Origin of the sequence: Paenirhodobacter enshiensis (genome assembly GCF_000740785.1) — a bacterium.
GTDB classification, from domain to species: Bacteria; Pseudomonadota; Alphaproteobacteria; order Rhodobacterales; family Rhodobacteraceae; genus Rhodobacter; species Rhodobacter enshiensis.
In genome coordinates, this window is record NZ_JFZB01000042.1 from 1 (window position 1) to 15,953 (window position 15,953).

The 15,953-nt window shown below is 68.0% G+C and carries 13 protein-coding genes; 2 read left to right on the plus strand and 11 right to left on the minus strand.

Features of this window, described 5'->3' with window-relative positions; translation table 11 throughout:
* Positions 1-172: 172 nt before the first annotated feature.
* Positions 173-820, minus strand: coding sequence for a 50S ribosomal protein L25/general stress protein Ctc (locus CG50_RS13990; protein WP_036639651.1), 648 nt, complete (start codon positions 818-820; stop codon positions 173-175).
* Positions 821-996: 176 nt separating this feature from the next.
* On the opposite strand from CG50_RS13990, the gene CG50_RS13995 reads away from it, so the two are divergent.
* The gene (locus CG50_RS13995; protein ID WP_036639653.1) at positions 997-1,872 is read left to right on the plus strand and encodes a bifunctional helix-turn-helix transcriptional regulator/GNAT family N-acetyltransferase; all 876 of its coding nucleotides are present in this window, start codon (positions 997-999) and stop codon (positions 1,870-1,872) included.
* A gap of 46 nt (positions 1,873-1,918) precedes the next feature.
* On the opposite strand, the gene CG50_RS14000 is transcribed toward CG50_RS13995, so the two are convergent.
* On the minus strand, positions 1,919-3,103 hold the full coding sequence (locus CG50_RS14000) for an alpha-hydroxy acid oxidase (protein WP_036639656.1): 1,185 nt from the start codon (positions 3,101-3,103) through the stop codon (positions 1,919-1,921).
* Positions 3,104-3,344: 241 nt separating this feature from the next.
* On the minus strand, positions 3,345-4,136 hold the full coding sequence (gene trpA / locus CG50_RS14005) for a tryptophan synthase subunit alpha (protein WP_036639659.1): 792 nt from the start codon (positions 4,134-4,136) through the stop codon (positions 3,345-3,347).
* Between the two features lie 147 nt (positions 4,137-4,283).
* Here trpA and ychF point away from each other — a divergent pair, with 147 nt between their 5' ends.
* Positions 4,284-5,381 (plus strand): redox-regulated ATPase YchF, encoded by a 1,098-nt coding sequence (gene ychF / locus CG50_RS14010; protein WP_036639661.1) that lies wholly within the window; start codon positions 4,284-4,286, stop codon positions 5,379-5,381.
* An 87-nt stretch (positions 5,382-5,468) separates the two neighbouring features.
* Here ychF and CG50_RS14015 read toward each other — a convergent pair whose 3' ends face one another.
* The 8 genes from CG50_RS14015 to CG50_RS14050 all read right to left on the minus strand — a co-directional run bounded on the left by CG50_RS14015 (position 5,469) and on the right by CG50_RS14050 (position 15,883).
* Positions 5,469-6,389, minus strand: coding sequence for a class I SAM-dependent DNA methyltransferase (locus CG50_RS14015; protein ID WP_051910022.1), 921 nt, complete (start codon positions 6,387-6,389; stop codon positions 5,469-5,471).
* A 368-nt stretch (positions 6,390-6,757) separates the two neighbouring features.
* Positions 6,758-8,407, minus strand: coding sequence for a DNA repair protein RecN (gene recN, locus CG50_RS14020; RefSeq protein ID WP_036639667.1), 1,650 nt, complete (start codon positions 8,405-8,407; stop codon positions 6,758-6,760).
* Positions 8,408-8,433: 26 nt separating this feature from the next.
* On the minus strand, positions 8,434-9,282 hold the full coding sequence (locus tag CG50_RS14025) for an outer membrane protein assembly factor BamD (RefSeq protein WP_036639668.1): 849 nt from the start codon (positions 9,280-9,282) through the stop codon (positions 8,434-8,436).
* Positions 9,283-9,434: 152 nt separating this feature from the next.
* A complete protein-coding gene (lpxC, locus tag CG50_RS14030; RefSeq protein ID WP_036639669.1) occupies positions 9,435-10,355 on the minus strand; it encodes a UDP-3-O-acyl-N-acetylglucosamine deacetylase in 921 nt (306 codons plus the stop codon).
* Positions 10,356-10,618: 263 nt separating this feature from the next.
* Positions 10,619-12,223, minus strand: coding sequence for a cell division protein FtsZ (gene ftsZ / locus CG50_RS14035; protein WP_036639670.1), 1,605 nt, complete (start codon positions 12,221-12,223; stop codon positions 10,619-10,621).
* 227 nt (positions 12,224-12,450) lie between these two features.
* Positions 12,451-13,785, minus strand: a complete 1,335-nt coding sequence (ftsA, locus tag CG50_RS14040) for a cell division protein FtsA (protein ID WP_036639672.1) — start codon at positions 13,783-13,785, stop codon at positions 12,451-12,453.
* Entirely contained in the window at positions 13,782-15,014 is a 1,233-nt protein-coding gene (locus CG50_RS14045; RefSeq protein ID WP_211248637.1) for a cell division protein FtsQ/DivIB, read from the minus strand. The genes ftsA and CG50_RS14045 overlap by 4 nt, the downstream gene beginning before the upstream one ends.
* Positions 15,002-15,883: a D-alanine--D-alanine ligase gene (locus CG50_RS14050; protein WP_051910023.1), complete on the minus strand. Its 882-nt coding sequence runs from the start codon at positions 15,881-15,883 to the stop codon at positions 15,002-15,004. Before CG50_RS14050 ends, CG50_RS14045 begins: the two co-directional genes overlap by 13 nt.
* Between the last annotated feature and the right edge of the window lie 70 nt (positions 15,884-15,953).

Below are 15,953 nucleotides of genomic sequence, written 5' to 3' on the forward strand. Positions count from 1 at the left end.
CTTGCCGTCGATGATCCGTGCGCTCATGCCGCCTCTCCCGAATGATTGCGGCGCAGGCCTGTCGCCGCTGCCGGACGGGTAGCCGCCCGGCGCCGGTTTGCCAAGCGCCGAATGGCAAAAGGGCGCGAGATCGCCAGATCCCGCGCCCTTCCGATACGGTCGTGAAACCGGATTACTTCGCGTCGGGGGCCGAAGCGGCGGCCTGCGCTGCGGCGGCGGCCTCATCGGCAGCCTCGTCAGCGGCAGCCAGACCCGAGGGCGGCGCGATGTTCGCGATCACGAAGTTGCGGTCGAGCGCGGACTTCGCACCTTCCGGCAGCTTCACGTCGTTGATGTGAACCACGTCGTTGATGTTCAGCCCGGTCAGGTCGACGGTGATGTGATCCGGGATGTTGCCCGCGAGCACTTCGAGTTCGACTTCCGGACGCACGATGGTCAGCGTGCCGCCCTTCTTGAGACCCGGAGCGGCGTCCTGGTTCTCGAAGTTGACGTGGATGAACAGCTTGACGCGCGAGTTGTCATGCGTGCGCATGAAGTCGACATGCGTCGGCAGATCCTTGACGACATCGCGCTGCACGCCGCGGCAGATCACCGTGGTCTCTTCCATGCCCTCGGCCTTCAGCGTGAAGAGCGTCGAGTGGAAGCGGCCCTTGCGCAGGCGGGTCAGCAGCTTGTTGTAGTCGAGGTTCAGAGCCACCGGCTCCTTGCCGTCACCGTAGACGATGCCGGGGACGAACCCCTGACGACGTGCTGCGCGAGCGGCCCCCTTGCCCGTCCCCGTGCGCACGACGGCTTCGAGAACTTCGTGTTCTTTGGCCATTTGCTTATTCCTTCGGTTTGAGATTCGAGCCGCCTCCAAGGGTGCCGGCCCATGAGCGTGTGCGCATAATCCGGAATATCCTTGCAGGCAAGGGAAATCGCGTCACCGCGCCCGGCACTTGCATCGCGCCGTTACCTGACATAAGTCAGATATATTATCTGACGAAGGTCTGACACATGACACGAGATGACATTGCCCGCCTGCGCCGGTTCAATCGCGCCGTCACCGCCGAGGTTGGCGCGCTCGACACGTCCTTTCTCGGGCGCGGCCGTCCGCTCGGCCCGGCGCGGGTGCTGAACGCCATCGGTCAGGGCATCGCCGAGGTGGGCGAGATCCGGGCCTATCTGCGCCTCGACAGCGGTCTCGCGAGCCGCCTGCTGCGCGGGCTCGAGGCGGAGGGGCTGATCGAGACCAGCCCCGACCCGCAGGATGCGCGCCGCCGCATCGCCCGACTGACGCCCACCGGGGCAGAGGAGGTCGCGGCCTACGAAGCGTTGTCGGATGCTCAGGCCGGGGCGATCCTCGCGCGGCATCCGCACCCTGAGGCCCTGCTCGCCGCGATGGATCTGGTCGCCTCGGCGCTCGGGCGCGACCGGATCGCGCTGACCGAGGTCCGCGTCGGCGATCCGCGCGCGCAGGCCTGTCTGAACGCCTATTACACCGAGCTGTCGCAGCGGCTGAAACAGGGCTTCGATGTCAGTCTTTCGGCCGATCCCGAGGCCGCCGCGATGGAGGCGCCGCGCGGCGCCTTCCTGATCGCGGTGTCGGACGGGCGCGCGATCGGCTGCGTCGGCCTGAAGGGAACGGACAAGGGCTATGCCGAGATCAAGCGGCTGTGGATCGACCCTTCGGCGCGCGGCCTCGGCCTGGCAACGCGGCTGATGGCGGAAATCGAAGCCCGGGCCCGTGCACTCGGAATCGCGCGGCTGCGGCTCGATACCAATTCCGCCCTGCCCGAGGCCATCGCCCTCTATCGCCGCGCCGGCTGGACCGAAATCGGACGGTTCAACGACGACCCCTATCCCGACCATTTCTTCGAGAAGCGAATCTGACGGGCACCGCCCCCGGGGGGGGGCGGTCCCGCCGGCCCCGGTCCGGTCAGGGCTGCACGTAGCTGTCGAAGAACCCCTTCGGCACCAGCAGGTTCTCGCGCCGCAGCCGGTTCACGTCGCGCTCACCGCACAGCGCCATCGAGGTATCGAGCTCGGCGCGCAGGATCTGCAATGCCTTGCTCACCCCGGCCTCGCCCATCGCGCCGAGACCGTGGATATAGGCCCGCCCGATCATCGCCGCATCCGCGCCAAGCGCCAGCGCCTTCAGGATGTCCTGCCCCTGACGGATGCCGCTGTCGATATAGACCTCGGTGCTGCGTTTGCCGCGCTCGCCGCCGACCGCCTCGAGGATCTTCGGCAGCATCCGGATCGTCGGCAGCGCACCGTCGAGCTGACGTCCGCCGTGGTTCGACACGATGATCGCATCGGCACCGAAATCGGCCGCCATGCGCGCATCGTCGGGGTCGTTGATCCCCTTCAGGATCAGCTTGCCGCCCCAGTTGTCGCGGATCCGAGCGATCTTCGCCCAGTCGAGGCGCGGATCGAACTGCTCCGTCGTCCAGGTCGAGAGCGACGAGGTATCCGTCACGCTCTTGGCGTGCCCCACGATGTTGCCGAAGGTACGCCGCGGCGTGCCCAGCATCTCAAGGCCCCACTGCACCTTGGTCATCATGTTGACGATATTGGGCAAGGTCAGCTTCGGCGGCGCGCTCAGCCCGTTCTTCAGATCCTTGTGCCGCTGGCCGAGGATCTGCAGATCCAGCGTCACCACGAGGGCCGAGCAATTGGCCTTCTTCGCCCGTTCCAGCAGATTGTCGACGAAATCCTCGTCGGTCATCACGTAGAGCTGGAACCAGAACGGCTCGGGCGAGGCGGCATGCACATCCTCGATCGAGCAGATCGACATCGTCGACAGCGTATAGGGCACGCCGAACTTCGCCGCCGCCCGCGCCGCCTTGATCTCGCCGTCGGCGCGCTGCATCCCGGTCATGCCGACCGGGCACAGCCCCAGCGGCATCGCCACCTTGCGCCCGAGCATGGTGGATTCGGTCGTGCGCCCCGACATGTCGACCGCCACCTTCTGGCGCAGCCGGATATCGGCGAAATCCGAAGTGTTCTCGCGGAACGTCTGCTCGGTATAGGAGCCGCTCTCGCAATAGTCGTAGAACATCTTCGGGGTCCGCTTGCGGTGCAGATCCTTCAGGTCCTGGATGCAGGTAATGACAGGCATGGCAAGCTCCTCGACGCGACGTCACAGGATCAAAGCGTTACCCCCTGAGAGCCGCGATTTCAATCCTTGGCGTCGCCACGCAATCCCCGGCCCGCCTCCCGGCCCCACCATCGCCCTTTCGGCTTTCCACAAATATCCTCGGGGGTGAATTTCGTCCGCACGGACGAAAGAGGGGGCAGACAGCCCCCTCGCGCCCTCCTGGGCAAGGCGCCCCTGCCGGGCACCCGAAACCTGTCGGCCCTCAGGCCGCGTGCGCACCCGCCGCAAGTTCCGCGACCCGCGCCAGAACCTCATCGGCGGGCTTGCCCTCGCCGATCAGCTTGACGATGGCCGAGCCGATGACGCAGCCGTCCGCCACGCCGGCGATGGTCTTCGCGGCCTCGGGCGTCGAGATGCCGAAGCCGACGATCACCGGCAGATCGGTCTTCGCCTTGATCCGGGCGACCTCGGGGGCGACGGTCTCGGCCTGTGCCGCCTGGCTGCCGGTGATCCCGGTGACCGAAACGTAATAGACGAAGCCCGAGGTATTGCGCAGCACCGTCGGCAGCCGGTGCGCATCGGTCGTCGGCGTCGCCAGACGGATGAAGTTGATCCCCGCCGCCTGCGCGGGCAGGCACAGCTCGCTGTCTTCCTCGGGCGGCAGGTCGACGACGATCAGCCCGTCGATGCCGGCCTCCTTCGCGTCCTTCAGGAAGGTGTCGACGCCGCGGTTGTAGATCGGGTTGTAATAGCCCATCAGCACCACCGGCGTGGTATCGTCCTCCTCGCGGAACGCGCGCACCATGTCGAGGGTCTGCTGCAACTTCTGATGATGGGCAAGCGCGCGCTGCCCGGCGTGCTGGATCGTCGGGCCGTCGGCCATGGGATCGGTGAAGGGCATCCCCAGCTCGATCACGTCGACGCCCGCCGCCGGCATCCCCTTCATCACCGCGAGCGAGGTCGCGATATCCGGATCCCCGGCCATCAGGTAGGCCACGAAAGCCTTCTTGCCCTCGGCTTTCAGGGCGGCGAACTTCGCATCAATCCGGGTCATGGTCACTTCCTCGCTTGGTTGCCGCCCGGTTTGCGGCATGAACGGGGGAAAATCAATGGGGCGCACCCCATGCCGGGCGCGGCTTGCTTGCACGGATGGCGCGCAATGCCTATGAAGCGGCCAGATTTCACCCGCGAGGTATAAGACATGGGCTTCAAGATGGGGATCGTCGGTCTGCCGAACGTCGGCAAGTCGACCCTGTTCAACGCGCTGACGAAGACCGCTGCCGCGCAGGCCGCGAACTTCCCCTTCTGCACGATCGAGCCGAACGTCGGCGAGGTCGCGGTGCCCGATCCGCGCCTCGACAAGCTGGCCTCGATCGCCGGCTCGAAGCAGATCATCCCGACGCGGATGACCTTCGTCGACATCGCCGGCCTCGTGCGCGGCGCCTCGAAGGGCGAGGGCCTCGGCAACCAGTTCCTCGCCAACATCCGCGAGACCGATGCCATCGCCCATGTGCTGCGCTGTTTTGAGGATGGCGACATCACCCATGTCGAGGGCCGCATCGACCCGATCGCCGATGCCGAGACCATCGAGACCGAGCTGATGATCGCCGATCTCGAATCGGTCGAGAAGCGTCTGGCGAACCTCGGGCGCAAGATGAACGCCGGCGACAAGGCGGCGAAAGAGGCCGCGGTGCTGCTGACCGCCGCGAAAGAGGCGCTCGAAGCCGGCCGCCCGGCGCGCACCGTCAAGGTGTCCGAGGACGACCGCAAGGCCTGGGACATGCTGCAACTGCTGACCGCGAAGCCCGTGCTTTACGTCTGCAACGTCGAGGAGGCCTCGGCCGCGACCGGCAACAGCCAGTCCGCCCGCGTGCAGGAAATGGCCGCCCAGCAGGGCGCTGCGGTGGTCATCATCTCGGCCAAGATCGAGGAAGAGATCAGCCAGCTCGACGCCGAGGAAGCGACGATGTTCCTCGAAGAGCTGGGCCTGCACGAGGCCGGCCTCGACCGGCTGATCCGCGCCGGCTACAGCCTGCTCGGCCTCGAGACCTATTTCACCGTCGGCCCGAAGGAAGCCCGTGCCTGGACGATCCGCAAGGGCACGCTGGCGCCGCAGGCGGCGGGCGTGATCCACGGCGATTTCGAGCGCGGCTTCATCCGCGCCGAGACCATCGGCTATGACGATTACGTCGCCGGCAACGGCGAGGCGGGCGCCAAGGAAGCCGGCAAGTTCCGCGTCGAAGGCAAGACCTACGAAGTGAAGGACGGCGACGTCATGCACTTCCTGTTCAACGCCTGAGGCCGCTCACGGCCGGGCCACGCCCGGTTCGACACAGCAAAGGCCCGCGTCCCCGACGCGGGCCTTTTGCATGAGCGCACCCCGATCTCAAAGCCTGCGCGCGACCACCGCCAGCGCCGCGATCGGCACGCCGCGGTCCATGCGCAGCACGCCATGCCCGATCTCCGCGGAGAACCCCGCCGCGGAAAGCTCGGCGATCAGCGCGGCCTCGGCATGGGCGTAACGCCGGCTCTCGCGCAGCACGCAGCCTCCGAGCCTCGCCTCCTCGGGAGTGGTGGCCTCGGCGGTGAAGGCCAGCACCCCGCCGGCATCCAGCGCCGCATGGCACCAGCTGAGGATCTCGGACAGCTCCCCGAGATAGGAGAACACATCCGCCGCCGCGATCAGATCCCACCGCTCCCGAGGCGGATCGAGCCGGCTCAGATCGCACTTCTCCAACCGGTCATACAGTCGCTTTGCCCCGGCCTCGCGCAGCATCTCGGCCGAGATGTCCCAGCCTTCGAGCCAGCCCGAGCGCGCCCGCAACACCTCGCCCATCAGCCCGGTGCCGCAACCGAGATCGAGCGCCCGCCCCCAGGTCCCGCCGCCAAGCTGCGCTTCCAGCAGCTGTGGCCCGCGATAGCCGAGCGTGTCGACCAGCGCATGATCGAAATGACCGGCATATTGATCGAACAGCGTCTCGACGAAGGCCGAGGGCATCCGCGCCGTTCCGGCCCGCCCGTCGAGAAGGGCGATCTGCAACCCCGCCCCCAACGTATCGTCCGGATCGAGGCGCAGCGCCTCGGCGAAGGCCTCCCGCGCCCCCGCCAGCGCGCCATGGGCACAGATCTCGCCCAGCCGATACCAGCCTGCCCCCCAGCCGGGCACAATCTCCAGCGCCTGCCGATACAACTCCGCCGCGCCCCCGGGATCCCCCGCGTTCACAAGCCCCTCGGCGAACTCGGCGCGCCGGTCGGCCAGGAGATCGCCGGAACAGAACTGAACGGGAGACACGATATGCGCGGACATAACAGGCCCAGCCTCGAAGAACCGGCGGCTCGTTTCCTCCGGCAGATGCGGCATCTGTGCGCGCGCCCTCCGCGCCGTCAAGAGGCGGCGAAATGCAGCAGCGCGGCCCCCTCCCGCGCGCCGGTCAAAACCGCGTGACGCACCGGGGGACCCGCCCTCTCCCTTTCATCTTTCCGAAAATATCCCGGGGGTGAGGGCCGCAGGCCCGAGGGGGCAGAGCCCCCTTTTCCTTTTCTGCGGGGAGCCCCCTTCTCTCTGGCTTTTTTGCGCAGCAGAACCCCCGCTTCGGGTGCACTTGCAGGTAGGGCAACGCCCCCCGCCCTGCCCGGGCGAGGCCCCGGTCTCCGGTCGTTCAGCTTCCCGGCAGCTCAGCCCTTCAGCAGATCGCGAGCGGCTGCGCGGGCCGCCTCGGTGACTTCCGCCCCGGCGATCATCCGCGCGATCTCGTCGACCCGCTCAGCCTCGGCCAGCGCCGCGACGCGCGAGGTGGTCATCCCGTCCTCGACCGATTTCGCGACGCGGAAATGATGTCCGCCGCGCGCCGCGACCTGCGGCGAATGCGTCACCACCAGCACCTGCGCCGTCCCGGCGAGCGTCGCCAGCCGGCGCCCGACGGCATCCGCCGTCGCCCCGCCGACCCCGCGGTCGATCTCGTCGAAGATCAGCGTCAGCGTGTCCGAGCCGCGCGCCAGAACCACCTTCAGCGCCAGCAGGAACCGCGACAGCTCGCCCCCCGAGGCGATCCGGTCGAGCGGACCGGCCGGCGCGCCGGGGTTGGTCGCCACGGTGAAGGCCACGGCGTCACTGCCTTCGGGGCCGGGGTCGCCGGGCCCGATCCGGGTCTCGAACACCGCGCGGTCGAGTTTCAGCGGCGCAAGCTCCGTCGCCATCGCCCGGTCAAGACGCACCGCCGCGTCTCGCCGCGCCGCGCTCAGCTCCGCCGCGGCGCGGTCATAGGCCGCCCCCGCCGCCGCGGCCTCCGCCTCAAGCGCCGCGATCCCATCCTCACCCGCATCGAGCGCCGCGAGCCGCGCGCGCAGATCCCCCGCAAGCGCGGGCAGCGCCTCGGCCGTCACGCCATGCTTGCGCGCAAGTCCGCGCAAGGCGAACAGCCGCTCCTCGCAATCTTCGAGCGCGCCCGGATCGAAGGACAGCGCATCGAGAAGCCGCTCCACCCCGGAGGCCGCCTCGCCGAGTTCGATCAGCGCGCGGTCGAGCGCCGACAGCGTCGGTTCGAGCTGCCCCTCGACCTTCTCCGCCGCGCCCTGCAACCAGCGGTCGGCGTCGCGCATCGCGCCCTCGGCGCCCTCGGGGCCAAGCGCCTGCAACGCGCGCGCGACATCGGCGCGGATCTTCTCGGCCGCCTGCATGGTGCGGCGCCGGCTATCCAGTTCCGCTTCCTCGCCGGGCTGCGGATCGAGCTTGTCGAGTTCGGCGACGGCATGGCGCAGGAAATCTTCCTCGCCCTTCACCGCCTGAAGCTGCATCCGCGCCGCGTCAAGCTTGCGCGCGACGGCCGAACGCGCGGCCCAGGCCTTGCGCACCGCCGCCATCAGCCCGTCATGGCCGGCAAAGGCATCGAGAAGCGCGCGATGCCCACGCGCATTCAGCAGCCCGCCATCGTCATGCTGACCATGCAATTCCACCAAGGTCGCCGAGAGCTGGCGCAGAACATCGCCACTCACCCGACGGTCGTTGATCCAAGCGGTCTTGCGCCCGTCGCGGGCGTTGACGCGTCGCAACAGCAACTCGTCCCCGGCCTCGATCCCGGCCTCGGCCAGCACCGCATGGGCCGGATGGCCGGCCGGCAGATCGAACACCGCCGTCACCTCGCCCTGATCGGCGCCCTTGCGCACCAGCTCCGCCCGGCCGCGCCAGCCCAGCACGAAGCCGAGACAATCGAGCAGGATCGACTTGCCGGCGCCGGTCTCGCCGGTCAGCACATTGAGACCGGGCCGGAACTCGAGCTCCAGCCGGTCGATCAGCAACATGTCGCGGATATCGAGCGCGCGCAGCATCGGCGAACCTCAGCCTGTGACAGGGATCAGAGCTGATCGCCCTTGATGACCTGACGATACACCTTGGACAGCCAGCTCTCGCCCTTCGCCTCGGGGTCGAGGCCGCGGTTCTTCAGGCGGTTGTAGGCGTCCTGATAGAACGGCGAGGACTGGAAGTTGTGGCCCAGAATCGCGCCCGCGGTCTGCGCCTGATCGGTCAGACCGAGCGCGAGATAGCATTCGACCAGCCGTTCCAGCGCCTCGGGCGTCTGGGTGGTGGTCTGATACTGCTCGACCACGACGCGGAAGCGGTTGATCGCCGCCGTATAATTGCCGCGCTTCAGGTAGTAGCGACCGATCTCCATTTCCTTCGCCGCGAGGTGGTCGAAGGCCATGTCGAATTTCATCATCGCCGAGCGCGCATAGTCGCTGTCGGGATACTTCTCGATCACGTCGCGCAGCGCCTGCAGCGCCTGGAAGGTCAGCCCCTGATCGCGACCGACCTCGTCGATCTGGTCATAATAGGTCAGCGCCAGAAGATACTGAGCGTAGGCCGCATCCTCGTCGCCCGGATAGAGGTTCAGATATTCCTGCGCGGAAGAGCGGGCATCTTCGTATTTCTTCGCCCGGTGCTCGGTCGCGGCTTCCATGATCAGCGCGCGCTTGGCCCATTGCGAATAGGGATAGACCTGCTGCACGCCCTTGAAATACTTCAGAGCCTCGTCGGGACGGCGGGGGTTGCCCGTTTCCATCTCGTATTCGCCGCGATGATAGATCTGCTCGGCGGTGAAGCTCTCCATCGGCGGCTCGGCACTCTTCTTGCTGCCGCATCCGGCGAGAATTCCAAGCAGCACGAGACTGCCGACCCGAACCGCCGCCGATCTGCCCAGTGCCATTCCCTTGCCTCTTCCCGATTCGCGTCGAGGGCCCGAGGCCCCGATCAGAGCGCCTGCCGTTTCCGGCGGCTGTCGGCCCCTCCCTAGCACAGAAAAATCCGGCACGCAAAACGCCTTTGCGAGGAGAAGCGGCCCGCCGGGCAAGCCCTTGCCTAGCGCGCGGCGACCGCCACGGCGCGGCTGACACCAGCACCCGGCAGGCTGTGCGCAAGAGCCGGCGTCGCCACTTCCCAGGCCCAGGCCGTCGGATCGGCGAACAGCGCACGCAGCAGACGGTTGGTCATCGCATGACCCGAACGATTGCCGACATAGCGGCCGAGGATCGGCCCGCCAGCCAGCGCCAGATCGCCCATCGCGTCGAGCATCTTGTGGCGCACCGGCTCGTCGGCATGGCGCAGCCCGCCGGGGCTGAGCACCTTGTCGCCATCGACCACCACCGCGTTCTCGTAGGTGCCGCCAAGCGCCAGCCCGTGCGACTGCATGTAATCGACATCGGCCTGACGGCAGAAGGTGCGGCTGTCCATCAGCTCGCGCACGAAGGCACCGTTGGCCATGCGCAGATGCTTTTCCTGCTTGCCGATGGCGGCATCGGTGAAGTCGATGGCGAAGTCGATCTCCAGTTCCGGCGCGGGCTCCAGACGGGCGACCGCGTCACCGTCGCGCACCTCGACCGGGTGCAGAACGCGCACCATGCGCAGCGGCGCGGCCAGCCGGCTGACCCCGGCGCGGCGCATCGCGCGCACGAAAGGCGCCGAGGAGCCGTCGAGGATCGGCACTTCCGGCCCGTCGACCTCGATCAGCGCGTTGCCGATGCCAAGGCCGGCAAACGCCGCCATCAGATGTTCGATGGTCGAGACCGTCACCCCGTCGGCATTGGTGACGAGCGTGCACAGCTTCGACGGCTTAACAGTGTCCCACCGCGCGACGACCACCGGATCGCGGTCGATCACATCGGTGCGCACGAAGGTATAGCCGTTGTTCGCAGCCGCCGGATGCACGATCATCCGCACCGGCGCGCCCGAATGAAGGCCCACACCGTCGAAAGTCACCGAATGTCCGAGTGTCGTCTGCACTGCAAGCTCCTGTCTGCCCGCGGTCTCAGGGGGTTGCCCACCGCATCGCGTCAAGGATGAGGTATGACGCCCCCCGCCGCATCACAATTCACTCTTTGCAACAGGATGTAACAATTGGCCCCGTAGCGGGCGAAACCTTGCCAACCAGTTCTTAACAGACTGATTTAAAATGGAAAAGGCCGGCATTTCGCCAGCCTTTCCGGATTTCGAATGTGAACTGAGCGGTTCGGTTTTGTCCGGTTTCGGGGTCCGGACAGCCGGCTTCAGTTTGCCTGACGGCGCAGGAAAGCCGGGATCTCGATCCGGTCCTGAGCGGCACCCGGCTCGTCCTCGTAGTCCTGCGGATCCGCCGCCAACTGCTGCGGAGCGGCATGACGCGCCGGTTGCATGGCCGGAGCGGCCGGAGCATGATCTGCCCCGTGACCCGACATCCGCCCGATCAGCGAGGCGATGCCGAAGCGCGCACCGCGTTCCTGCGGCGCAGGCTGCGGAGCGGCGGCGCGACCGACAGGGGCCTGCGACGGTGCCGGACGGCGATAACCGGCGGAAGCGGGTTCGGGAGCGCGGCCGCTCGCCTCGGCGACGCGACGGATCGATTCGGCCGAGGGATGCGGGAAGCCACCGGCGCGCGGCGCGACATAATCGCCCGGATCGGAGTCGACCTGCATATCGCGCTGCTGCGCGGCGGTGGGACGCGGCTGCGGCTGATAGGCCGGGCCGGGAACGTCATCAGCGGTCCGGGCCTGCGGCTCGGGCGCGGGCTGCGACGACGGCGCATCGAACAGAGTGCGCGAGTCCTCGGGCTCGGCGCGCGGCGGCACGAAAGCCGGCGCAGCCGCCTTCGGAGCCTCGGCCTTCGGAGCTTCGGCGCGGCGCGGCGCGGGCGCCTCGGCGGCGGCCGGAGCCGCGTCGATGCCGGTCGCGACGACCGAGACGCGCATCGACCCTTCCATCTCCGGATCGAGGGTCGAGCCGACGATGATGTTGGCTTCCGGGTCGACTTCCTCGCGGATGCGGTTCGCAGCCTCGTCGAGCTCGAACAGCGTCAGATCGTAGCCGCCGGTGATGTTGATGAGAACGCCCTTGGCGCCCTTCAGGCTGATCTCGTCGAGCAGCGGGTTGGCGATCGCCTTCTCGGCTGCCTGAACGGCGCGATCGTCGCCCTCGGCCTCGCCGGTGCCCATCATCGCCTTGCCCATCTCGTCCATCACCGAGCGGACGTCGGCGAAGTCGAGGTTGATCAGGCCGGGGCGGACCATCAGGTCGGAGATGCTCTTGACGCCCTGATAGAGGACGTTGTCGGCCATCGCGAAGGCCTCGGTGAAGGTGGTGCGCTCGTTCGCCAGACGGAACAGGTTCTGGTTCGGGATGATGATGAGCGTGTCGACGACCTTCTGCAGCGCCTCGACGCCGGCATCGGCCTGGCGCATCCGCTTCGAGCCCTCGAACTGGAACGGCTTGGTGACGACGCCGACGGTCAGCACGCCCAGCTCACGCGCGGCCTGCGCGATGATCGGCGCGGCGCCGGTGCCGGTGCCGCCGCCCATGCCGGCGGTGATGAAGCACATATGCGCCCCGGCGAGGTGATCGACGATCTCCTCGATGGTTTCCTCGGCGGCGGCGGCCCCGATCGAGGGACGCGCACCCGCGCCCAGACCCTCTGTGACCTTCGGGCCCATCTGGATGCGCTTTTGCGACAGCGACTGCTGCAGCGCCTGCGCGTCCGTGTTGGCCACGACGAACTCGACCCCCTCGAGCTGCTTCTCGATCATGTTGTTGACCGCATTGCCACCCGCACCGCCGACGCCGAAAACGGTGATCCGCGGCTTGAGGTCTTCGTGATCCGATACCGTCAGGTTCAAGGTCATGGAGTTTCCGCCTGTGATTGTTACCGCCGGCCGGAAAGGCCGAACTGTCCCCGAAATTAGACTGATGTTAGACGCGAATCCCGGAAACGTCACCCGAAAAACACGAACAGGCCACAAAATATGGCCCGAAACCGCCTCGAATGGGCGGTATTTCGCGCGTCCGCGCCGATGTGGTGGCATAGGCCGGCCGGGCCTCTGGCCCTAGGCGTTTTCCGCCCTGCCGGCGTTTACCAGTTTTCGCGGAACCAGCGCAACGCGCGGCGCAGCGGCTTGCCGTTCATCCGCTCTGCCGGGATCTCGAAATCCCAGCATTCGTCCTGCGGATGGGCCGCGAACAGCGCCAGCCCGACGATCGAGGAGAACCCCGCCCCCGTCGCCGCCTGCGGCAGCCCCTGCACCCGAAGCGGCCGGCCGAGGCGCACGTTCTGCCCGAGCATCCTGGCCGCCAGCCCGTCGAGGCCGGGGATCTGGCTCGCTCCGCCGGTCAGCACGATCTGCTGGCTCGGCAGCCGGTCGAAGCCCGCGGCATCGAGGATCGCGCGCACCTCTTCGAGGATCTCCTCGACACGGGGGCGGATGATGCCGATCAGCTCGGCGCGGCTGACACGGCGACGATCCTTCTCCCAGTCGCCGGACTCGCCGCCGAGCTCGATCATCTCGCGGTCGTCCATGCCGGTGGCGACAACGCCGCCGTGGAAGGTCTTGATGCGCTCGGCCACGTTCATCGGGATCTGCAACCCGGCCGCGATGTCATGGGTGACGTGATCGCCGCCCATCCGCACCGCATCGGCGAAGATCATGTGCTTCTTCATGAAGATCGACACGCCCGTCGCCCCGCCGCCGAGGTCGATGCAGGCGGAGCCGAGTTCCTGCTCGTCCTCGACCAGCGCCGCGAGGCCCGAGACATAGGCCGAGTTGGCGATGCCGGCGAGTTCCAGGTCGCAGCGGCGGATGCAGTAGACGAGGTTCTGGATCGCCGCTTCGTCGACGGTCAGAAGGTGCATGTCGACGGCCAGATGATTGCCCACATGGCCGCGCGGATCGCTGAGCCCGGAGCGGTTGTCGAGCGCGAAATTGACCGGATGGGCGTGCAGCACCTCGCGCCCGGCCCCGATGTCGGGCAGGTCGCAATCGGCCAGAACGCGCGCGACATCCTGCTCGCCGACCTGCTCGCCGATCACGTCGACCTCGCCAGCGAGGCCATAGCTGCGCGGGCCCGCGCCGGCGAAACAGGCGATCACGTGATCGACCCGGGTGTTCGCCATCTTCTGCGCGCCCTGCACCACGATGCGGATCGCGCGCTCGGTCTGGGCCATGGTGTCGATCTCGCCGAACCGCACCCCGGCCGAGCGCGTGGTCGAGGCCCCGATCACCCGAAAGCGCGACTGCCCGGCGAGCGAGCCGATCCCCTCGGCCTGCCGCGCCGGATCGACACCTTCGAAGCGCAGCACGAGGCAGGCGATCTTCGACGATCCGATATCGAGAAGCGCCACGACGCCACGCTGCATCGCTGCCTTGCGGATCGCGCGCATCGCACGCTGAGTCTGGTACAGATCAGTCATGGGGCCACCTTGCTCGGGTTGGACAGGGGACGGGCTTGCGGACGTGTCGGAGAGGCTGCGGCCGGCGTCGCGGCCGCGGCGGCGGGACCGGCAGCGGCGGCCTGCGCAGACCCGGACGGGCGCGCAGCCGGCCGGGCCGCGGTGGGCGCGGCGGAAGACGATGCTGCAGAAGTCTGTGCTGCGGAAGACTGTGCGCTGCCGCTGCGCACGGAGGAGGATGGCGTGGCCGCGGCGACAGGGGCCGCCGATGCCACCGAACCGGAAGCCGCCGGGGCAGAGACGGCTACGGGTTTCACCGTCTGCGCACTGAACGAGGCGCTGCGCGGCTTCTGCCCGGTCAGTTCTTCGTAATGTTCAAGCGCATTCGCGCTCAGCCGCACCGTGGGGCGTGCGGTATCGCGCATGTCGATGCGGGTGAAATCGCGGCTGAGCAGATCGTCGCTGCGATCGACCTCGATCACCCGCTTCATCGCGGCAACCGCGTCCTTCGCCGGCAGCTCGATCCGGCGCCCGCCGACGAGATCGACGTCCCAGCGACGCTCTCCCACCCGGATCAGACCGCGCATCTTGGGCAACAGCGGCTGCGCCGCCGCCAGAATGTCGAGCGCTTCGGGCACCGCCTTGTCCGCCCCGTCGCCCGCGATCAGCGCGAGATCGGGACGCGCATCGCGCCGGGTCAGCGAGGCGACACGGTGCCCGTCGGCATCGAGCATATCGAGCCCGGTCGGCTTGCGCCACAGGATGACCGGCTCGCGCTCGGTCACCCGCGCCTCCAGCGCGCCGCCCGACAGCACCGTCAGCGACACATCGCGCACCGCATCGAGGCGCTCGATCGCGTCGCGATACGAGTTCAGATCAATGGCGAAACGCGACGCCGGCAGCCCGACCGGCAGCATCATCCTCACCGCATCCTCGACCGCCGGACTCGCCCCGGTGACCTCGAGGCGCGAGACCATGAACTCGGGCCGGTTCTCGATGGAAATCTTCAGATTGTCGTAGCGCTCGACCAGATCGGCGCGGCGCGCGGAATCGCCCAGCCACAGCCCGAGCCCGAGCGTGACGACGAAGATCGGCGCCCCGATCCGGGTGACCGCGCGCACCGCCGGCGTCAGCCACAGCCGTTCCAGACGAAACGCCAGCCGTGACGGCGCCCGGTCGCGACGCGCGTAGAAACGTGGCGGCTGCCCGCGCCCCCGGCCCTGCTTCGGGTCAGGCGTCAGCGGCCGCATGAGGCATCCTCCACCAGCCATCTGCACAGCTCGGGGAAGGACATGCCCTGAAGGGCCGCCTGCTCGGGCGACAGCGATGTGGGCGTCATGCCCGGCTGGTTGTTGACCTCGAGAACGACGAGACCCGCCGCGCCCTTGCTGTCGTCCCAACGAAAATCGGTGCGGCTCAGCCCGCGGCAGCCAAGCGCGGCATGGGCGCGCTCGGCGTAATCGCAGCAGGCGGCATAGACGTCTTCGGGAATGTCCGCCGGGCAGACATGGCGCGCGCCGCCGACCGTGGCATATTTGGCGTGATAGTCATACCAGCCATCGGCGACGATCTCGGTCACGCCAAGCGCCTTGCCGCCGAGAACCGAGCAGGTCAGCTCGCGACCCGGGACATAGGCCTCGACCATCACCGTCTCCGGGGCCTCCGGCGCAAGGCGCGGCGGCGTATTCGCGCCCGCCGGCACGATGTAGACGTTGACCGAGGAGCCCTCGTTGTTCGACTTGACGACATAGGGCGTGGGCATGACATGGGCGGCCATGACCTCGGCCTTGGGCACCAGGCGGCTTTCGACGAGCGGCAGACCGGCGGCGCGGAACGCCTCCTTGGCGCGCGACTTGTCCATCGCCAGAGCCGAGGCCAGAACGCCCGAATGGGTATAGGGAATGCGCAGCCATTCGAGCAGGCCCTGAACGCATCCATCCTCGCCGAAACGGCCATGCAAGGCATTGAAAACGCAGTCCGGCCCGACAGCCGCCAGCCGCTCCGGCAGATCGGGGCCGGCGTCGATCTCGACGACTTCGAAACCAGCCACCCTGAGCGCATTGGCGCATTCGCGCCCCGAGGACAGCGACACTTCCCGTTCCGAGGAAGGACCGCCCATCAATACCGCTACCAGGTGGGTTGCCCTGCTCGACATACCCGCCACAACCGCCTCTCCCGGGGTTGGCCCC